Source organism: Micromonospora sp. NPDC000442, from assembly GCF_042898635.1.
Classification (GTDB): Bacteria; Actinomycetota; Actinomycetes; order Mycobacteriales; family Micromonosporaceae; genus Micromonospora.
This window is the reverse complement of the sequence record NZ_JBIAYZ010000005.1, coordinates 375,245-391,244: the sequence shown is the minus strand read 5'-3', so window position 1 is coordinate 391,244 and position 16,000 is coordinate 375,245. Positions and strand designations below refer to the sequence as shown.

The following is a 16,000-nucleotide window of genomic DNA, read 5'->3' as shown; positions in this document are numbered from 1 at the left end:
GCGCCTTAGCGTGGCAGGTGGAGGTGGCCCATGCGAGTGGCAGTGTTCAGCACCAAGCCGTACGACCGGACGTTCCTCACCGAGGCGAACGCCGCAGCCGGTCACGAGCTGACCTTCCTGGAGCCCAGGCTCACCGCACAGACCGCCCGCCTCGCCGAGGGGTCGGACGCGGTCTGCGCCTTCGTCAACGACGACCTCTGCGCCGAGGTGCTCGACCAGCTCGCCGAGGTCGGCGTCCGGGTGGTGGCGCTGCGCTCGGCCGGTTTCAACAATGTCGACGTGGTCGCCGCCCGCAAACTGGGCCTGACCGTGGTGCGGGTGCCGGAGTACTCACCACACGCGGTGGCCGAGCACACCGTCGGCCTGATCCTCGCCCTCAATCGTAAGATCCACCGGGCCTACAACCGGGTACGCGAACACAACTTCGCCCTCGCCGGCCTGCTCGGCTTCGACCTGCACGGCCGTACGGTCGGCATTGTCGGCACCGGGCGGATCGGTGTCTGCGTCGCCCAGATCATGGCGGGTTTCGGTTGCCGGGTGCTGGCCAGCGACCCGTACCCGAACGACGCGGCCCGCGCCGCCGGGGTGGAGTACGTGCCGTTGGAGCAGTTGCTCGCCGAGTCGCACATCGTCACCCTGCACTGCCCGCTCACTCCGGACACCCGGCACCTGATCGACGCCGAACGCATCGCCCTGCTCCGCGACGGCGTCATGCTGATCAACACGGGCCGGGGCGCGCTGGTGGACACCCGGGCCGTGATCGATGGCCTCAAGAGCGGCCGGATCGGTTACCTCGGTCTCGACGTGTACGAGGAGGAGAGTGACCTGTTCTTCGAGGACCGCTCCGAACGGGTGCTCGGTGACGACGACTTCGCCCGACTCACCACCTTCCCCAACGTGCTGATCACCGGGCACCAGGCGTTCTTCACCGAGGACGGACTGCACAACATCGCCGAAACCACCCTCACCAACCTCACCACCGTGCAACACGACGGCCCCGACGCCGTCCCCACCTCCTCCCGCGTCTGCTGACCCCACCCCCCACCGTCGCGCCGATCTTGCACTTTTGGTCGCCGAAATGCCGGACAAGAGCGGATCTGCCCCGACAGAAAGCGCAAGATCGCGGGGGTAGTGGGGGTCAGCGGAGGCGGTCGGCGGCGAGTTCCACCCGCCAGTCGGTGAGATACTCCAGCGGGGCCCGGCCCACGACCGCCCTGAACCGTGCGGCCAGGGTCGAGCGGGAGACCGAAGCGGCCCGGGCCAGTTCCGCCACCGTCCACTGGTAGGCCGGCCGCTGGTGCATCTCCCGCAGCGCCACGGCCACCACCGGGTCACCGAGGCCGGCCAGCCAGCCGGTGATCGTTCCGGCGGCGGCGGAGCGCCTGTGGGCGTACTCGGTGCAGGCAGTCGTTGCCTGAACCGCAGTTGCGTGATCACGTTCAGCGATCTGTCCGAAACTGAACGTAGCGGTGTCGACGGACAGACACACCCGAGTGTGGATCAACCTGGTCGATATACCTTGCCCATCGGAAGCGCCCAGCTTCGATGAGGAGGGCTCCCGTGACGTCCACACCGCCCAGCAGAACCCGACCGAGGAGCATCCTCGCGATCGGGATCACCGCCGTCCTGGCGTCGGCGCTCGCCGCCGCACCGGCGACCGCCGCGTCGACCGCCCAAGCCCCGACCACCGCCGCCCGCACCGACGTGCACGGCGCGGTCGCCGACTCGGGCGCCGTACCCGCCGCCGTCGCGCTGCCCACCGTGCAGCGCGGTCTGGACGGCGTACGGGGTTCCGGCACCTCCGGATCGGTCGGCACCGGCAAGGCCGGACCGGGAGGCAGCCGGTTCGATGCCGGCGGCCGTCCCGCCGCCTCCGACGGCGACTCGATCGGCATCCAGAGCGTCATCGGCACCGACAACCGGGTGCGGGTCGACCCGACCACGGTCTTCCCGTCCAGCGCCATCGTGCAGATCGTCCGCACCACCAACGGCAGCACCTGGGGCTGCACCGGCTGGCTCTACGGCCCGAGCATCATCGCCACCGCCGGGCACTGCGTGCACCCGGGCGGCGGCCAGAACGGCGGCGGCGGCAACAACTTCTACCCGCGCGCAGACTTCCAGATCATCCCGGGCCGCAACGGGACGTCGACGCCGTACGGCACCTGCACCGCCACCCAACTCCTGTCGGTCACCGGCTGGACCCAGAGCGGCGACGAGACGTACGACTACGGCGCCATCCGGCTGAGCTGCGCCGCCGGCAACAGCACCGGCTGGTTCGGCATGTGGTGGCAGAGCGCCACGCTAACCGGCACCGCGACCACCGTCAGCGGCTACCCGTGCGACAAGACCTTCGGCCAGCAGTGGCGACACGCCGGGCAGACCGTCACGGTCACTCACGCCCGGCAGGTGTTCTACCAGAACGACACGTTCGGCTGCCAGAGCGGCAGCCCGGTCTACCAGACCCGGGCGGCCGGCAGTTCGTACTGTGTCGGGCAGTGCGTGATGGCGATTCACGCGTACGGCCTGCACGGCTCCTCGCCACACTCCACAAACAACCACGGCACCCGCATCACCGAGAGCGTCTTCAACAATCTGATCACCTGGCGCAACAGCTGACCCTGGCTGCGTGCGGGTGGGCGTGCGACATGCCGCCCACCCGCACGGGAACCGGTGTCACCCCTGAGCACGTCCCAGCTACTGTCCGTCACGAACTGAGGGAGCAGTCATGAGCAGGACGCGCCTCGGGGTGCTCGCCCTCCTGATCGCCGCGCCGTTGCTGATCGGGGCGAGCCTGCTGGTGTTCGGCGGAGACGACCCGGTCTCCGACGACGGGCCGCCGCCCCCACCGGGTCGCACCAGCCCGGCCGGAACCGTTACCGGCACCGTCACCACCCCGGCGGGTGAACCGGTACGTCAGGCGTCCGTGCAGGTCACCGCCCTCGACGAACCGGCGCCAGCGATCCCCGAGATCGGTGTCCTGACCGGGAACACCGGCCGGTACGAGTGGCGACTTCCACCCGGCCGCTACGAAATCACGGTGAGCACCGGCGAGCGGAACAGCGCACCGCGGACCGCGACCGTGACCACCGACCAGGTCACCCGACTCGACTTCACCCTCCCCTGAAACCGGGCATGGAGAACGGCCCGCTGGTCTTCCCGCCACCCGGCACCGGCGACCTCGCCAAGGTTGACGCGGTGCCGCTCGTGACGACTCCGGCCATGTAGACTAAGTCCCTAGCTAACCAGGGGGGTGAGTCATGTCGGCTGAAGCCGTGCACTACAACATGCATGACGCCAAGACCCACCTGTCGCGCATCATCGAACGCGTAGAGCGCGGCGAGGAGATCATCATCGACCGGGCCGGCACCCCGGTGGCAAAGGTCGTGCCGCTGGTGCGGCGGGCAAATCGCACTGCTATCGGCTCCCTTGCCGGGCAACTGGACCTCTCCGGGGACTGGGACTCACCCCAGACCAACGCTGAGATCGCCGCCGACTTCGGCATCGGCGCATGACCCTGCTGCTGGACACGCACGTCGCGCTGTGGGCTATCACCGGCGACGCCACCCTCGGCATCGAACTCCTCGACCGGCTACGCCACGACCCGGACATTTTCCTCTCCCCGGTCAGCCTCTGGGAGATCACCATCAAACAGCAGGCAGGAAAACTCGCAGGCCCCGCTGACCTCGCCGAGCGGGTACGGGACATGGGCTTTCGAGAACTTCCGGTGACACACGCCCACGCCATCACCGCCGGACGCCTACCACCGCATCACCGCGATCCCTTCGACCGCATGCTGGTGGCGCAGGCGGTCACCGAGAATCTCACGCTGGCCTCCCGCGACGCGTCGATAGCGCTGTACGACGTAGACGTCCTCAAAGTCTGATCGGACACCGTCTTCCACAAGGCGACGTACGAGTGTCCAGGCTCCCGCCGACACGACAATGCCCCCGCCCAACCCGGGCGGGGGCATTCACGATGAACAACCACCGGTTCGCACAATGGTGCGGATGGTGGAGCCGAGGGGACTCGAACCCCTGACCCCCACACTGCCAGTATGACAACAGTTCTGTCACGCGGTACCACGGGATGCTGACAGGTGCTTTGAACAGGGAAAACCCTCCGGGGCAAGTCACACCCCCTGTCGCTACATATCGCGCAATGATGGATATTTGATCTTTAACTGTGACCACCGATGTGACCACGCTCAGTGTGGGAGGCTTCGGGTCACCCCGTCCGGCCACCGCTGCCTGCACCAGGCCCGACCAGGACGTATCTCGTGGATCTCCAGTGTGGTTCGGTAGATAGACCCGTATTCCTCGACGCCATGAGTTCACCGATGACCTATTTCTCCATCGCGGCGAGGAGCGTGGCCACCGGCACGGTGGCGAACCCGACCCGGTTGTCGCTGGCCCCGTACGGCAGCCACAGCTCACCGTCGTGGATGAGCGCGCCGCAGGAGTAGACGACGTTCGGCACGTACCCGTCCCGGTCGCCCGCCTCGGGGGTCAGGAGCGCGCCGGGCAGCCGCGCGACGACCCGGTCGGGCCGGCGCAGGTCGAGCAGGAGCGCGCCGATGGCGTACCGGCGCATGGGCCCGACTCCGTGGGTGAGCACGAGCCAGCCGGCGTCGGTTTCGATGGGCGATCCGCAGTTGCCGACCTGGATCAGCTCCCAGCTGTCCCGGGGGGTGTGCAGCGGCACCGGTTCCTGCCACCGGTTCTCGCCTTCCAGGCAGGTCAGGCCGATGGTCTCGCCGTCGGTACGGCACAGGGCGAGGTGTCGGCCGCCGACGGTACGGGGGAACAGCGCGACGCCCTTGTTGCGGACGCCCGGTCCGCGCATCGGGGTGATCTCGAAGCGGCGCAGGTCCTTGCTGGCCAGCTCGCGGCTGGCGATGCGCCGGCCGTCGTAGGCGGTGTAGGTGGCCCGGTACACCGGTCCGGATTCGTCAGCGAATCGCACGAACCGGGCGTCCTCCAGGCCATTGCTCTCCGCCGGGGTGGCGGGCCAGAGCACCCGCTGGTGCAGGGTGGTGTCGGCCGGAAAGGCTGTGGCGTAGCTGGCGGCGTTGGTGCGGCGCAGGTGGTCGAGGGTGTCCGGTCCGGTGCTGCGGAAGAGCAGCTCCGGTGGCAGGTCGCCGAGGACCCGCTCGAAGGTGGCCTCGTCGTAGCGTTCGGGCAGGGCGTCCAGCACAGTGGCGGTGATCTCGTTGTCACAGTCCTCCTCGGCCAGGCCAGCGGCGAGCAGGTCCCGGCGGCGCGGTACGCCCACCCGCTGCCCGACGACCAGGGGACCGGACCGGTCGGCGACGCTGAGCCGGCGGCCTGGTCCGAGGACGGCGGTGGCGAACCCGATGGACGACAGGTGACCTTCGCCAATCTGGCGCAGGCTGACCGCGACGCGCAGTTGCCCGGCGGTCAGGCCGGTCTGGTCGGGGTGGGCCATCATTGACGGGTTGCACAGCGCGGCTGCCTCGACCGCGTACTCGTGACTGAAGTAGGCACCGACCAGTAGCCGAGTGGTGGGCGAAAGGGCCCGGGCCCGGGCGATGCGGTGCCGGACCAGGTCGTAGTGGTGGTGGAGCGTGCCGTCCAGGTCACGGTGCCGGGCTCCGAAGCGGTCGAAGGTGTCCCTCAGCAGCCGCCCGGTCTCCTCGTCGTCGAGGTGCGCGACGCGGTCGATGAGCGCCCTCGCGCGGGTGCGTACCACGGCGTCGTCCTCGCCCGGAACGAAGAGCTTGACAATGACTCGCCGTGGATCAGGGGTGAGGGTGACGTCCTGCCGGACGGCGAGCGCTCCCGTCACGACCACCTCCGGGTGTATTGCAGGGTGGCGATGAGGGCGAGGGTGGACTCCGCACCCTGGTTGAGGTTGGGTCCGTGTGCGGTCAGCCCGTCGTAGCCGCCGCCGGTCGCCGCATCCCACATCGGCGTGCCGACGTCGTTGTCGCCACGGAACCACTCGACCGCCTGCCGTATGCCGGTCTCCCAGCCGGGGTCGCCGGTGACCGTGGCGGCGGTGGCGCAAGCGTCGGCAAAGGCGGCGACCTCGATCGGTTGCTGGTCGTGGCGCAGCCGTGCCGTGCCGTGCCGCCACCCGCCGGCGGGTACCACCGAAAGGTGCCCGTCGCGGAGCTGGATGTCGCGCAACCACGCCAGCATGCGCAGACCGTCGTCGAGGGGTGGACCGTCGTGCCGCAGCTGGCTGGCGGCGATGACCACCTCCGCGAGAGCCGCGCTGGCGTAGGTGAGCGCCTGCCGCGGCCAGAGCCACCGCGGGTCGGATCCGGGGCCGCCGACCGCAGCGGCCGCATCCGCCAGCAACGTGGCCGAAGCGGTGTGCGTCGGGTGGCGGCGCAGCACCTCGACGGCGCCGAGCCCGGCGAAGGCCATCGCGTGTGGCGCCGGGGAACGCCGGGCGGCACCCCGGTTGAAGGCAACCAGTGCCTCTTCCCGGATCCAGGCGGCGGGACTGCGGGCAGCGGCGGTACCCAGCCCCCACAGCGCCCGGCCCCACCAGTCGCCGAGCCCGGGCTCGTCGGTCCAACGGCGGTCATGACCGAGCCGGTTACGGAAGGCACCGCCGCAGTCCTGCGCGTGGGTCAGGAAGGCCAGGTAGCGCTCTGCGAGCCGGAGCACCTCCTCGGTCGGCTCCGGCTCGCGGCTGGCGACAACCAGGCCGCGCGCGACGTCGTCGGTGCAGTAGCCGTGCTCGCGGCGGACGATGGCGTGCCGGGCGTGTTCGAACAGGCCGGTGTCGTCGCTCAGCCGGATCAGGTGCGCGAAGTTCGACGCGGGCACGGTCGGCCGGGGACCGCGGTCCGGTGTGCTGGGGCGGCTGGTGGTCGTGGTCACGCCGATGCCGCGCTGACCACGGGCGGGTGTGCGGCGACGAGCCGTTCGGCGAGCGTGCCATAGCGGGCCGCCACCGCCGGCCAGCGCAGGTCCGCGGCGAGCGGCCTGACGCGGCTGGCCAGCCGGGCCGCCAGGCCCGGTTCGTTGAGGATCCGCCGGATGGCGGTGGCCAGCGCCGCCGGGTCCTGATGGGGTACGACCAGACCGGGGCCGCCGGTGAGCAGTTCGACGGCGTGTGGGAACGCCGTGGCCACGACGGGTACCCCGGCGGCCACCGCCTCGATGAGCACCCCGGAGGTGACCTGTTCGCGGGAGTCGTAGGGCAGCACGACCAGGTCGGCGGAGCGGATCAACCCGGCGAGCGTGCGTTGGTCGTGGTAGACGTCCTGGTAGTCCACGGCATGGGCGACGCCCAACTGCGCGCCGAGGCGGTGCAGTCCCGACCGGTAGGCCTCCCCCTGGTGCTCGGCCACCTTCGGATGGGTCCGGCCAGCGACGGTGTAGGTGGGCGTCGGATCGAGATCCTGCAACCGCGCAAGGGCCCGCAACGCCCACTCGACGCCCTTGCCGGGGCCGAGCAGCCCCCAGGTCAGCAGGTGCGGGCGGGTACGGCGGTCGGCGGGTGCGCGGACATGTTCGGCGGCGCCGTGCGGGATGACCGTGACCTTGCCTGGGCGTACGGTGTAGCCGACGACCAGCCGGTTGCGAGCCGTTTCGGTCATCGTGACGACCGCTCCGGCGGCAGTGACGATCTGCTCCAGCAGGGACTTCTGCCGAGCCGAGGGCCGGCGGAGCACGGTGTGCAGAACCACGATGCTCGGCACGGTGAGCCGGCGCAGCAGCGGCAGAACGTCCTCTCCGTCGGCGCCGGGGTAGATGCCGTACTCGTGTTGCACGACGGCCACGTCGAAGGTGTTCAGGACGGCGGCGGCGTCCCGCCATCCGGCCTGGGTTCGCGTCGACCAGGTGTACACGACCTCGGGTCCGGCCCGCAGGTCGCCGCTGCGGTCGGTGACCCGGACGATGCCGCCGCGCGTACCGTCGGCGGTCAGGTGGGCGGCGAGGGCCGAGTTGAAGGTGGCAAGTCCGCACCGCGTCGGTGGATGGGTGCTGAGGAATCCGTAGCTGGGCATGAGTGTGGGACCTTCCGGTTGTCGGCCGCCGCCGAAGTCCAGGGGGCGACCTCACGCGGTGACGGCGCCCGCCGGCCAGCGTGTGTGGCCGGCGGAACGGATTCGTAGGCGGTGGCCGGGTTCAGCGGTGCGGTCGACGGATGACGTGGTCGTAGACGGCCAGGTAGTCGGTGACCATCCGGTCCACGCCGAAGCGCTGCCGGGCCCGGGCCCGGCAGCCGGCCCGGTCCAGCCCCGCCGCCTGGGTGACGGCGTCGACGGCCTGCTCGACGGTGTGTACGAGAAAGCCCGTCACCCCCTCGTCGACGACCTCCGGCATGGATCCTCGCGCGTAGGCGACGACCGGTGTGCCGCAGGTCATCGACTCCACGACCGACAGTCCGAACGGCTCGTCGAAGGCGATCGGGTGCAGCAGGGCGGTGCTCGCGCCCAGCACCTCCGCACGCCGTTTCGGCCCGACCGAGCCGAGGAAGACGACCTGGTCGCCGTCGACGTGCGGGGCCACCTGTTCGGCGAAGTAACGCTCGTCCTGCACGATGCCGCAGATGGTCAGCGACCGGCCGGCGCGGCGGGCGATCTCGATGGCCGTGTGGATGCCCTTGTCCGGGTGGATTCGGCCAAAGGCAGCCAGTCCCGGGCCGGCGTCGCGGGTGAACGGCAGCTCGGTGAGGTCAACGCCGTGGTGCACCGTGGCGACGTAGTCGAGTTCGGCGCTCCGATCGGCGTCGGAAATCGACACGTAGGACGAGCGGGCCCGGGCGTACGCGGGAAGGATCCCCGTACCGGAGAAGCCGTGCACGGTGGTGAGCAGCGGAGCGCGGCAGTGTTCAGCGAAGGCCAGCGGCAGCCAGTCGAGGTGGCTGTGCATCAGGTCGAACTGCGCGGAGCGGGCCATCGCGTGGGAGACGTGCATCGCCTCCCACACGCGACCGTCCACCGCCGGGTCGTCGGCGTACCCGCGGGGGCACACACCGTCGAGGGCGGCGGAGGTGACGGAGTCCAGCGTCGCGAACAGGGTCACGTCCACACCGCGGGTGACCAGCCCTTCGGCGAGCAGGCCGGTCACCTGCTCCCAGGGGCCGTAGTGGTGCGGGGGTGTCCGCCAGGCGACCGGACCGAGCAGGGCAACCCTCACGGGGACGATGTGTCGACGAGATCGGCCGGATCGAGCCGCAGAGTGGCGAGCAGCCCCACGTGCTTGGCTAGGTCCACCCGCACCGGCAGTTCCCGCTCGACCCAGTCAGCCCTGACCTGCTGGCCGCGGTCCCGAAGGACATTGGCGATCCGGTCCCTGGCGATGTTCATCGAATGCTCCCTGGCTCGGCCTGGCGTGGTCATGGTCATCTGGCGGAGGTGGACTGGCGGGCGCGTTCCTGTGAGTGTTTGATCTCCGTGCGGTCCAGTCGGATCCGGCCGGTCCGGCGATCCATTTCGTATTTGTTGCGTGTTCCCTTGGGAATCTCGATGGTGACGTCGAACTCCATGCGGTTGCTCCGCTCCTCCGACCTTCAGTCGGCAGCCTGCTGTCGGTCTGGTCGGTGATGGCTTCGGGGTCCGGAATCTCGAACCGAGATCCCGGACCCCGCGCCTGCCGACCTGGGCCGGTTGGAGCGTTCAGGCCCGGGCCGGCGCTGTGGGGTGTCGATCGGGTTGAAAATGGCCGCCTTCGGTCTCCCAGACGGCGACATCGTCGCCGTCTCGCACCAACGGTCGTGAGCGAGGGCTGGGCGGTATGGACAGGATGTCCGCGGCGCGGGTGGTGTTGTTGGCGGGGCGGGAAGCCGCGAGCATGGCCGCCGTCGCCGCGGCGTACGGGGTCTCGGGCGCTATCACGGCCAGGTCGATCCGCAGATCCTGGCGGCCTGTGATGATCACCAGCGCGGCACCGAGGGTGGTGAACCAGCCCACTCGCACCACGGCACAGCCGACGCCGATCCGGCACGGATGCCTGTCCCAGGCCGCCGGCTGCAGCATGATCCGTTCGATCACGCCACCACGCCGTGCGGTCAGCGCCGTGACCAGGCTGCACAATTCGACGACCGGGTCGCGTGACGTGGGCCACCAACCGCCGTCGAGCATCGCGCGGCTGGACGGCGAGTCGGTCATCCGCAGGCGTGCCGTAGGCGGCTCACCGGTGCACACCCACGTCATGCGGTCCTCGGCAGAGCGGACCATCAGTTCCGTCCCTCCATCGGCAGTTGCCCCTGCGCGCCGAAGAAGTGCACCTCCGTGCGTTGACCGTTCTGCAGGATGAAGATCAATAGCAGGAGCAGCACCACGGCGGACCCTGCGAACGCGACAAGCGAACCCCCAGCGCGGACACGAGGCACAGGACGGGGCTGGTCGTTGATCTGCGGGCCCGGCTGCACGCGGGTGGAGCGGGCGGAGCCGGTGGACCTGGTCATTGTGGACCTCATCTCGACGGTGGAACGCGAAGTACGCGAACCGGAGCCGCCGGGGTCCAGGACGACATCCTCAGCCTACTCTCCGAGTGGCTGATCGGCCCGCCCGAGATATCGGATCTACCAATCCGACAAACAGGCCCAGGAGGGCGCCTCAGCTCCCGCCCGGCTGGCACGGCAGCTCAACGCGTGACGACCGGAGGTGCGGGAGATCCGATCTCGTTCAGGTGGCGCAGTACCTCGGCCCAGGAGCGGCCAAGCGTGGTTTCGCTGTAGTCGATCTCGTGCTCGGCGCAGAACCGCCTGATCAAGGGTTGGGCGCGGCGCAGGTTGGGACACGGCATGCTCGGGAACAGGTGGTGTTCGATCTGGTAGTTCAGGCCGCCGAGCATGATGTCGAGGAACCTCCCGCCGCGGACGTTGCGGGAGGTGAGAACCTGCCGCCGGAGGTAGTCGAGGTTGTCGTCGGCGTCGAGGATGGGCATGCCCTTGTGGTTCGGGGCAAAGGAGCAGCCGAGATAGAGGCCGAGCACGCCCTGGTTGACGAGGATGAACGCGACCGCCTGTACCGGGTTCAGGACCAGGAACACGGCAGTCAGGTAGCCGCCCAGGTGCAGGGCCAGCAGTCCGGCTTCGACGGGACGGCGGGCGATGCGGCGCGGGCCGAGGACCGCCTTCACGCTGTTGAGGTGCAGGTGCAGGCCTTCCAGCAGGAGCAACGGGAAGAACAGATACGCCTGGTAGCGCACGAGCAGCGCACGGAGTCCACGTTGATGGTGGGCCTGGTCGGCGATGAAGGCCAGGGGCGCCACGTTGATGTCGGGGTCCTTGCCTTCGGTGTTGGGGTGTGCGTGGTGCCGATTGTGCTTGTCCACCCACCAGCCGTAGCTGAGCCCGGTCAGGAGGTTGCCGTGCACGATGCCGATCAGGTCGTTCCCCCGGCGCGAGCTGGCGATCTGCCGGTGCCCCGCATCGTGGCCGATGAACCCGGCCTGCGCGAAGACCACCGCCAGAGCCACCGCGACGCCGAGCTGCCACCACGACTCACCCAATCGGACGAACAAGGCGCACAATCCGGCGAAGGAACCGACGACGAGGCCGATCCGCACCGCGTAGTAGCCCCGCCGTCGCCCGAGCAGACCCGCCGCTCGGACCAGCCGGGACAGGTCCGCGTAGTCACTGCCTCGCTGCCCGTCGGTGCCGAGGCTGGTATCGCTCATGATGGCTGCTCCCGCTGGTCCTTCTCCGTCTGCCTGTCTCGCCGGCGGCTCGACCATCCGGTCAGGCGGGCCATGGGCTGTTGAGGCATCCGCCACGGAACCGGGCTCTCGCGGGCACGTCGCATCAGGCCGCACGCTTTCTCCCTGGTCGGCCCGGAGGCGGCCGGCTCCGATGCCTCTTCACCTTGAATTTTCCTCATTCGACCAACCCCTCGCAGCGGATTCGCTCAAAAGCGCCGGAGCACGTCGCCGCGGTGGGAGGTGTGGGCCTGGCGATGTTCATCGGATGCTCCCTGGTAAGGCCGTCCGGAAGGGTCGTGCTACCGGCCACTGCGAAACACGCTGGTCCCGGTCGACTACAGGTCAGCGGAGCATCCCGGCTCTCAGTTGGGTCAGCGAGCGTTTCAGCAGCCGGGAGACGTGCATCTGGGACAGCCCGACCCGGGTGGCGATCTGCGCCTGGGTCAGATCACCGTAGAACCGCATGGTCAGGATCCGACGTTCACGTAGGGGAAGCGCCGCGAGGAGCAGTCGGAGGGTGAGGTGGTCGTCCACCGCCGCGTATCCCGGATCGGCGGTGCCGATGTGCGCGTGCCGCTCGATGCCGTTGCCCCCGGGCCGTGACTCGTTCAACGACTGCGGCCGGTAGACATCGGAGGCGGCGACGGCGGCCATGAGCTGGGCGACGGTCACCTCCAGGTGGTCGGCGAGTTCTCCGTCAGTCGGTTCGCGACGGTGCTGCTGCCCGAGCTTGCCCCGGGCCTCGGGCACCCGGGCGCCCAGTTCCTGCGCCGCTCGCGGCACCCGGATCGCCCAGGCCGAATCGCGGAAGTGCCGTCGGATGCTGCCGAGGATGGTCGGGATGGCGTAGCTGGCAAACGGCACGCCCCGATTGCTGTCGTATCCGTCGACGGCCCTGATCAGGCCGAGCGCACCAACCTGAGCCAGGTCCTCGTAGGGCTCCCCGCGGCCGGTGTAACGGCGGGCCAACCGACTGGCGATCGGCAGGTTCGCCTCGATGATCCGGGCTCGCAGTCGTGCCCGGTCGGGATCGTCGACGTTCAGGGCTGCGCGTCGACGCAATAGTTGTTCGCTGTCTCCCGTAGCCAGGTTCAGCGTCGGAGGGGAGGAATCGGCTGTGGGTGTCACGATGGGGGTGACCATTGGTTCAACGCCCCTAACGGGCTGGTGGCGGCGAGACTGGCGGCCACCGGGGACCCGGGCGACACCGCAACCGTACGCCTTCACCTTGCCGACCGACACCCCTGGAAGCCGCCGCTCTCTGCAGCCGACTCGGCGGTGGAGCCGGTCGTCAGCCGGGCCGGTGGGCGACCGGTCCCGGTGCGAGCTGCTCGGAGCCGTCGACGATCGCCTGGGACAGTTCGGACAGTCGCCGGTTGCGGCTGCGGGCGCTGTCGCGCAGTATCGCGAAGGCTTGGCCCACGTCCACCTGTAGGCGTTCGGCGAGGATCCCCTTGGCCTGTTCGATCAGGACACGGCTGTTCAGGGCGGTCTGTAGCTGTTCGGTGAGGACGTCGCGCTGATGGATGGCGCGGTGTTGCAGCAGTCCGATGGTGGCCACGTCGGCGAGCGCCTGACCGATGCGGAGCTTGTCCCCGTCGATGGCCCCTGGCTGGACGTCGAAGAGGTTCAGCGCGCCGATCACCTCGGAGCGCAGGCGCATGGGCAGGGCGTGCACCGCGGCGAAGCCGACCTCGGCCGCGGCCGCGGCGAACCTCGGCCATCGGGCAGTGGTCAGGGTCAGGTCAGCGACCGACACCGGTTGCCCGGTATGGAAGCAGTCGAGACAGGGCCCCTGGTCGGTCTGGAGCTGAAACAGCTCCAGCAGTCGGGTACGTTCGGAGGAGGCGGCTACCACCTGCAGCGTGTCCCGTTGATCGGTCAGGAGCAGCCCGGCCGCCGACACACCCAGCAGTTCGACACATCTCTCGATCAGCACGTGCAGGAACTCGATCACGTCGAAGTCGTCGACGAGAGTGTCGGCCAGCTCCACGAAAACGTCGGCCAGCTGGGTCTCGGCCATGTCAGTTACCTCGTCAATCAGTGGTTCCGCCGGTCGCCCGACGGAATGGTCCGTAACGCCCCGACGTGGCGCCGATCGCTAGTTCACTCATGTCGATCACCAGGTGTCCCGGCCGGTCCGAGATGCAGGCGCCGGGCGACGACGTCCGCTGCCACATCCCGGATGCGCCGGTCCTGGGAGTACGCGTAGGCGCGCAACCGGATGAGCGCCACCGCCGCGGTCACTCCCAACTGGACCGTGATCATTCCGGTTGCCTGGTGCACCTCGGGGTGGTGCAGGCCGGTCCGCTCGGGCCGCTGATCGTCCCGGTCCGCCCCGTGGCGCGTCGCGTCGTCCAGTAGCATCGCGCACGCCGTGTCCGCCAGGACCAGTGCGTCGGTCAGTTGCTCCGCCCCTAGGTCACCGGCGCAGGCCCGGTAGAGGTCCAGGACACCGAGGCGGATCCCGCCTACCCGTAGCGGCAACGCGAACACCGCGCCGGCCCCGGCGAGCACCGCGGCTGGCGCGAACACCGGCCAGCGGTTCTGGCACACCGGCACGGTCAGATCGCCGACCAGGACAGGTGCACCGTTGGTCGCGTCCACGCACGGCCCCTCACCGAGCGTCAGGGTCAGGTCTTCCAGCTCCAACGCCGTCCGGTCCGTGGCACACACCAGTTCGCGCGGCGTGGCGTCGAGGATCACCGCGACAGCCCCCGAATCGACACCGGCGACCGATACCGCCGCCGCGCAGACATGATCGACCGCGACGGCACCACCCCGGGCGGCATCGACGACATCGGCCCACAGCCGCCGCCAGCGATCGGCGGTCATCGGAAGGTTGTTCCTGTCCACTGCTGACTCCGACCCGGATCAGTCGAACGGACGCGCTGCCGTACGGCGCCGAAGTCTCGGGCGACGGTCACACCGTACTCCCGCGTGACGCCACCGCACGACCGGCGGCCCACCGGACCGCGCCGGCGCCAGCGGCTGCCGATCCGGTCGCGGAGGCGTACGCTCGCAGTGTCGCTCGGGACCCCGGTGGCTGACAGTTCGCCGCTGGCGGACGCACCCCACCGATCGAGGTCACCGTGTTGGCCACCCGCCACACCACATCCGCCGGTCAGGTCGCCGGATCTCCGTCGCATTCCTGGCCAGGCATCCCTGTGGCACCAGCACCCTGGACCGCGACAGCTCGTCGCAGGCCCACCATCATCCAGGCACGTCAGTGCAAGACGGCTTTCCAGGCATGCCAGACCTTCATCGAAAGGCGGCGGTTCGTGATGACCGCACCCCGGAACAGTCATGTCCAACTCTTCCCGACAAACGGCCGCAGCGGCACCGATGCTCCTCGTGCGATGCCCAGGCGGCCGGCGGTGAAGCGCTCACGGATCGGCGGCGTGTGGGTCGCTGCCGTGGTGTTCGCGTTCGTGCTCCTGCTGCTCCTGATCTTCGTACTGCAGAACGGACAACGCGCCGAGGTGTCCTTCCTCGGCGCACACGGCACCCTGCCGATGGGGGTGGCACTGCTGCTGGCCGCCGTCTTCGGGGTCCTGCTCGTCGCCCTGCCCGGCACCGCCCGGATCGTGCAGCTCAGGATGCTCGACCGCCGTCGCGCCACGCAGCCGGACGGCCGGCCCGGGCCCGACCTGACTCCCCCACCGACAACCGGCATCGCCACCGTCCCGCTGTCGCCCCGCCCCGAGCATCGGGACGAATGAGCCGTGTCCATCACCACGCGACCAGCGACCACGATCCCCGCACCGGTGCCCTCCGCACCCCGGGTCGTCCTCGCACTCCCCCACGACCCGGGCGGTTCTGGACGGCGGGTGGTGGCCGCGGTCCTGGGACCCAGCCGCCGAACTCCCGGCCTCGTCCTCGCCCTCGGACCGGACCTGGTCCGGATCATCCCGTCCAGCGCGCCGATCGTGGGCACTGAATCCGAGCCCACGATCGGCCCAGCGCCGGTGGACTGACCGTTAATTGAGAACGGCTGCTCGGCCCGGTGACCGCGTCGGTGACCGGGCCGAGGCTGTCGACAGGTCAGCCGGTAGCGGGTGAAACCGACGGGCAGTCAGAGCAGTAGGAAGATCCTGCTCAGAGGCGGTTTCTTCCGAACTCTCAAACCCGGTAATCGAAGTGCAGTGTGGGGCGCTGGGTGACCACGGCTGTGACCACGAGATCACGAAAAATCGGCACCAGTCGATGACTGATGCCGATTTACCTGCGTGAACAAGGGTGGAGCCGAGGGGACTCGAACCCCTGACCCCCACACTGCCAGTGTGGTGCGCTACCAGCTGCGCCACGGCCCCTTGCTGTCGCACCCGGTCGCCCGGGCACTGGAAGAACTATACACACGCCCGCCTACA

17 protein-coding genes, 1 tRNA gene and 1 pseudogene are annotated in these 16,000 nt (G+C 69.5%); 6 read left to right on the top strand and 13 right to left on the bottom strand.

Going from position 1 to position 16,000, the window contains the following annotated elements; genetic code table 11:
• Window positions 1-30: 30 nt before the first annotated feature.
• The gene (locus ACFY2A_RS10955) at window positions 31-1,032 is read left to right on the top strand and encodes a 2-hydroxyacid dehydrogenase (RefSeq protein ID WP_387170633.1); all 1,002 of its coding nucleotides are present in this window, start codon (window positions 31-33) and stop codon (window positions 1,030-1,032) included.
• Window positions 1,033-1,138: 106 nt separating this feature from the next.
• Here ACFY2A_RS10955 and ACFY2A_RS10950 read toward each other — a convergent pair whose 3' ends face one another.
• Window positions 1,139-1,327 carry an AraC family transcriptional regulator gene (locus tag ACFY2A_RS10950; RefSeq protein ID WP_387170631.1) on the bottom strand — a complete coding sequence of 63 codons (189 nt, stop codon included), beginning with the start codon at window positions 1,325-1,327 and terminating at the stop codon, window positions 1,139-1,141.
• 233 nt (window positions 1,328-1,560) lie between these two features.
• Between ACFY2A_RS10950 and ACFY2A_RS10945 the strand changes: the two genes are divergently transcribed.
• The 4 genes from ACFY2A_RS10945 (at window position 1,561) to ACFY2A_RS10930 (ending at window position 3,883) form a co-directional block, all read left to right on the top strand.
• Window positions 1,561-2,616: a trypsin-like serine peptidase gene (locus ACFY2A_RS10945; protein WP_387170629.1), complete on the top strand. Its 1,056-nt coding sequence runs from the start codon at window positions 1,561-1,563 to the stop codon at window positions 2,614-2,616.
• A 109-nt stretch (window positions 2,617-2,725) separates the two neighbouring features.
• Window positions 2,726-3,124: a carboxypeptidase-like regulatory domain-containing protein gene (locus ACFY2A_RS10940; protein WP_387170627.1), complete on the top strand. Its 399-nt coding sequence runs from the start codon at window positions 2,726-2,728 to the stop codon at window positions 3,122-3,124.
• A 133-nt stretch (window positions 3,125-3,257) separates the two neighbouring features.
• Window positions 3,258-3,512: a type II toxin-antitoxin system prevent-host-death family antitoxin gene (locus tag ACFY2A_RS10935; protein WP_099852486.1), complete on the top strand. Its 255-nt coding sequence runs from the start codon at window positions 3,258-3,260 to the stop codon at window positions 3,510-3,512.
• The gene (locus ACFY2A_RS10930; protein WP_387170625.1) at window positions 3,509-3,883 is read left to right on the top strand and encodes a type II toxin-antitoxin system VapC family toxin; all 375 of its coding nucleotides are present in this window, start codon (window positions 3,509-3,511) and stop codon (window positions 3,881-3,883) included. The genes ACFY2A_RS10935 and ACFY2A_RS10930 overlap by 4 nt, the downstream gene beginning before the upstream one ends.
• A 458-nt stretch (window positions 3,884-4,341) precedes the next feature.
• Here the strand turns inward: ACFY2A_RS10930 and ACFY2A_RS10925 are convergent, their stop codons facing one another.
• From ACFY2A_RS10925 to ACFY2A_RS10875, 11 genes and pseudogenes are all read right to left on the bottom strand, one after another.
• Entirely contained in the window at window positions 4,342-5,805 is a 1,464-nt protein-coding gene (locus ACFY2A_RS10925) for a glycoside hydrolase family 130 protein (protein ID WP_387170623.1), read from the bottom strand.
• Window positions 5,802-6,854: a glycosyltransferase gene (locus ACFY2A_RS10920; protein ID WP_387170621.1), complete on the bottom strand. Its 1,053-nt coding sequence runs from the start codon at window positions 6,852-6,854 to the stop codon at window positions 5,802-5,804. The genes ACFY2A_RS10925 and ACFY2A_RS10920 overlap by 4 nt, the downstream gene beginning before the upstream one ends.
• The gene (locus ACFY2A_RS10915) at window positions 6,851-7,987 is read right to left on the bottom strand and encodes a glycosyltransferase (RefSeq protein WP_387170619.1); all 1,137 of its coding nucleotides are present in this window, start codon (window positions 7,985-7,987) and stop codon (window positions 6,851-6,853) included. The genes ACFY2A_RS10920 and ACFY2A_RS10915 overlap by 4 nt, the downstream gene beginning before the upstream one ends.
• Before the next feature lie 121 nt (window positions 7,988-8,108).
• Window positions 8,109-9,122, bottom strand: a complete 1,014-nt coding sequence (locus ACFY2A_RS10910; RefSeq protein ID WP_387170617.1) for a glycosyltransferase family 4 protein — start codon at window positions 9,120-9,122, stop codon at window positions 8,109-8,111.
• A complete protein-coding gene (locus ACFY2A_RS10905) occupies window positions 9,119-9,292 on the bottom strand; it encodes a hypothetical protein (protein ID WP_387170615.1) in 174 nt (57 codons plus the stop codon). The genes ACFY2A_RS10910 and ACFY2A_RS10905 overlap by 4 nt, the downstream gene beginning before the upstream one ends.
• A gap of 68 nt (window positions 9,293-9,360) precedes the next feature.
• Window positions 9,361-9,471 (bottom strand): annotated as a pseudogene (locus ACFY2A_RS10900) (inorganic diphosphatase); the annotation flags it as partial.
• 130 nt (window positions 9,472-9,601) lie between these two features.
• Window positions 9,602-10,162, bottom strand: coding sequence for a DUF5994 family protein (locus ACFY2A_RS10895; RefSeq protein ID WP_387170613.1), 561 nt, complete (start codon window positions 10,160-10,162; stop codon window positions 9,602-9,604).
• A 409-nt stretch (window positions 10,163-10,571) separates the two neighbouring features.
• Window positions 10,572-11,609 (bottom strand): fatty acid desaturase family protein, encoded by a 1,038-nt coding sequence (locus ACFY2A_RS10890; RefSeq protein ID WP_387170611.1) that lies wholly within the window; start codon window positions 11,607-11,609, stop codon window positions 10,572-10,574.
• A gap of 363 nt (window positions 11,610-11,972) precedes the next feature.
• The gene (locus ACFY2A_RS10885) at window positions 11,973-12,692 is read right to left on the bottom strand and encodes a SigB/SigF/SigG family RNA polymerase sigma factor (RefSeq protein WP_387170609.1); all 720 of its coding nucleotides are present in this window, start codon (window positions 12,690-12,692) and stop codon (window positions 11,973-11,975) included.
• A 229-nt stretch (window positions 12,693-12,921) separates the two neighbouring features.
• Window positions 12,922-13,653 (bottom strand): ANTAR domain-containing protein, encoded by a 732-nt coding sequence (locus ACFY2A_RS10880; RefSeq protein ID WP_387170607.1) that lies wholly within the window; start codon window positions 13,651-13,653, stop codon window positions 12,922-12,924.
• Window positions 13,654-13,736: 83 nt separating this feature from the next.
• Window positions 13,737-14,465, bottom strand: coding sequence for a GAF and ANTAR domain-containing protein (locus ACFY2A_RS10875; protein ID WP_387170605.1), 729 nt, complete (start codon window positions 14,463-14,465; stop codon window positions 13,737-13,739).
• A gap of 449 nt (window positions 14,466-14,914) precedes the next feature.
• On the opposite strand from ACFY2A_RS10875, the gene ACFY2A_RS10870 reads away from it, so the two are divergent.
• On the top strand, window positions 14,915-15,352 hold the full coding sequence (locus tag ACFY2A_RS10870; protein ID WP_387170603.1) for a lipopolysaccharide assembly LapA domain-containing protein: 438 nt from the start codon (window positions 14,915-14,917) through the stop codon (window positions 15,350-15,352).
• Between the two features lie 518 nt (window positions 15,353-15,870).
• Here the strand turns inward: ACFY2A_RS10870 and ACFY2A_RS10865 are convergent.
• Window positions 15,871-15,943, bottom strand: a tRNA-Ala gene (locus ACFY2A_RS10865).
• Between the last annotated feature and the right edge of the window lie 57 nt (window positions 15,944-16,000).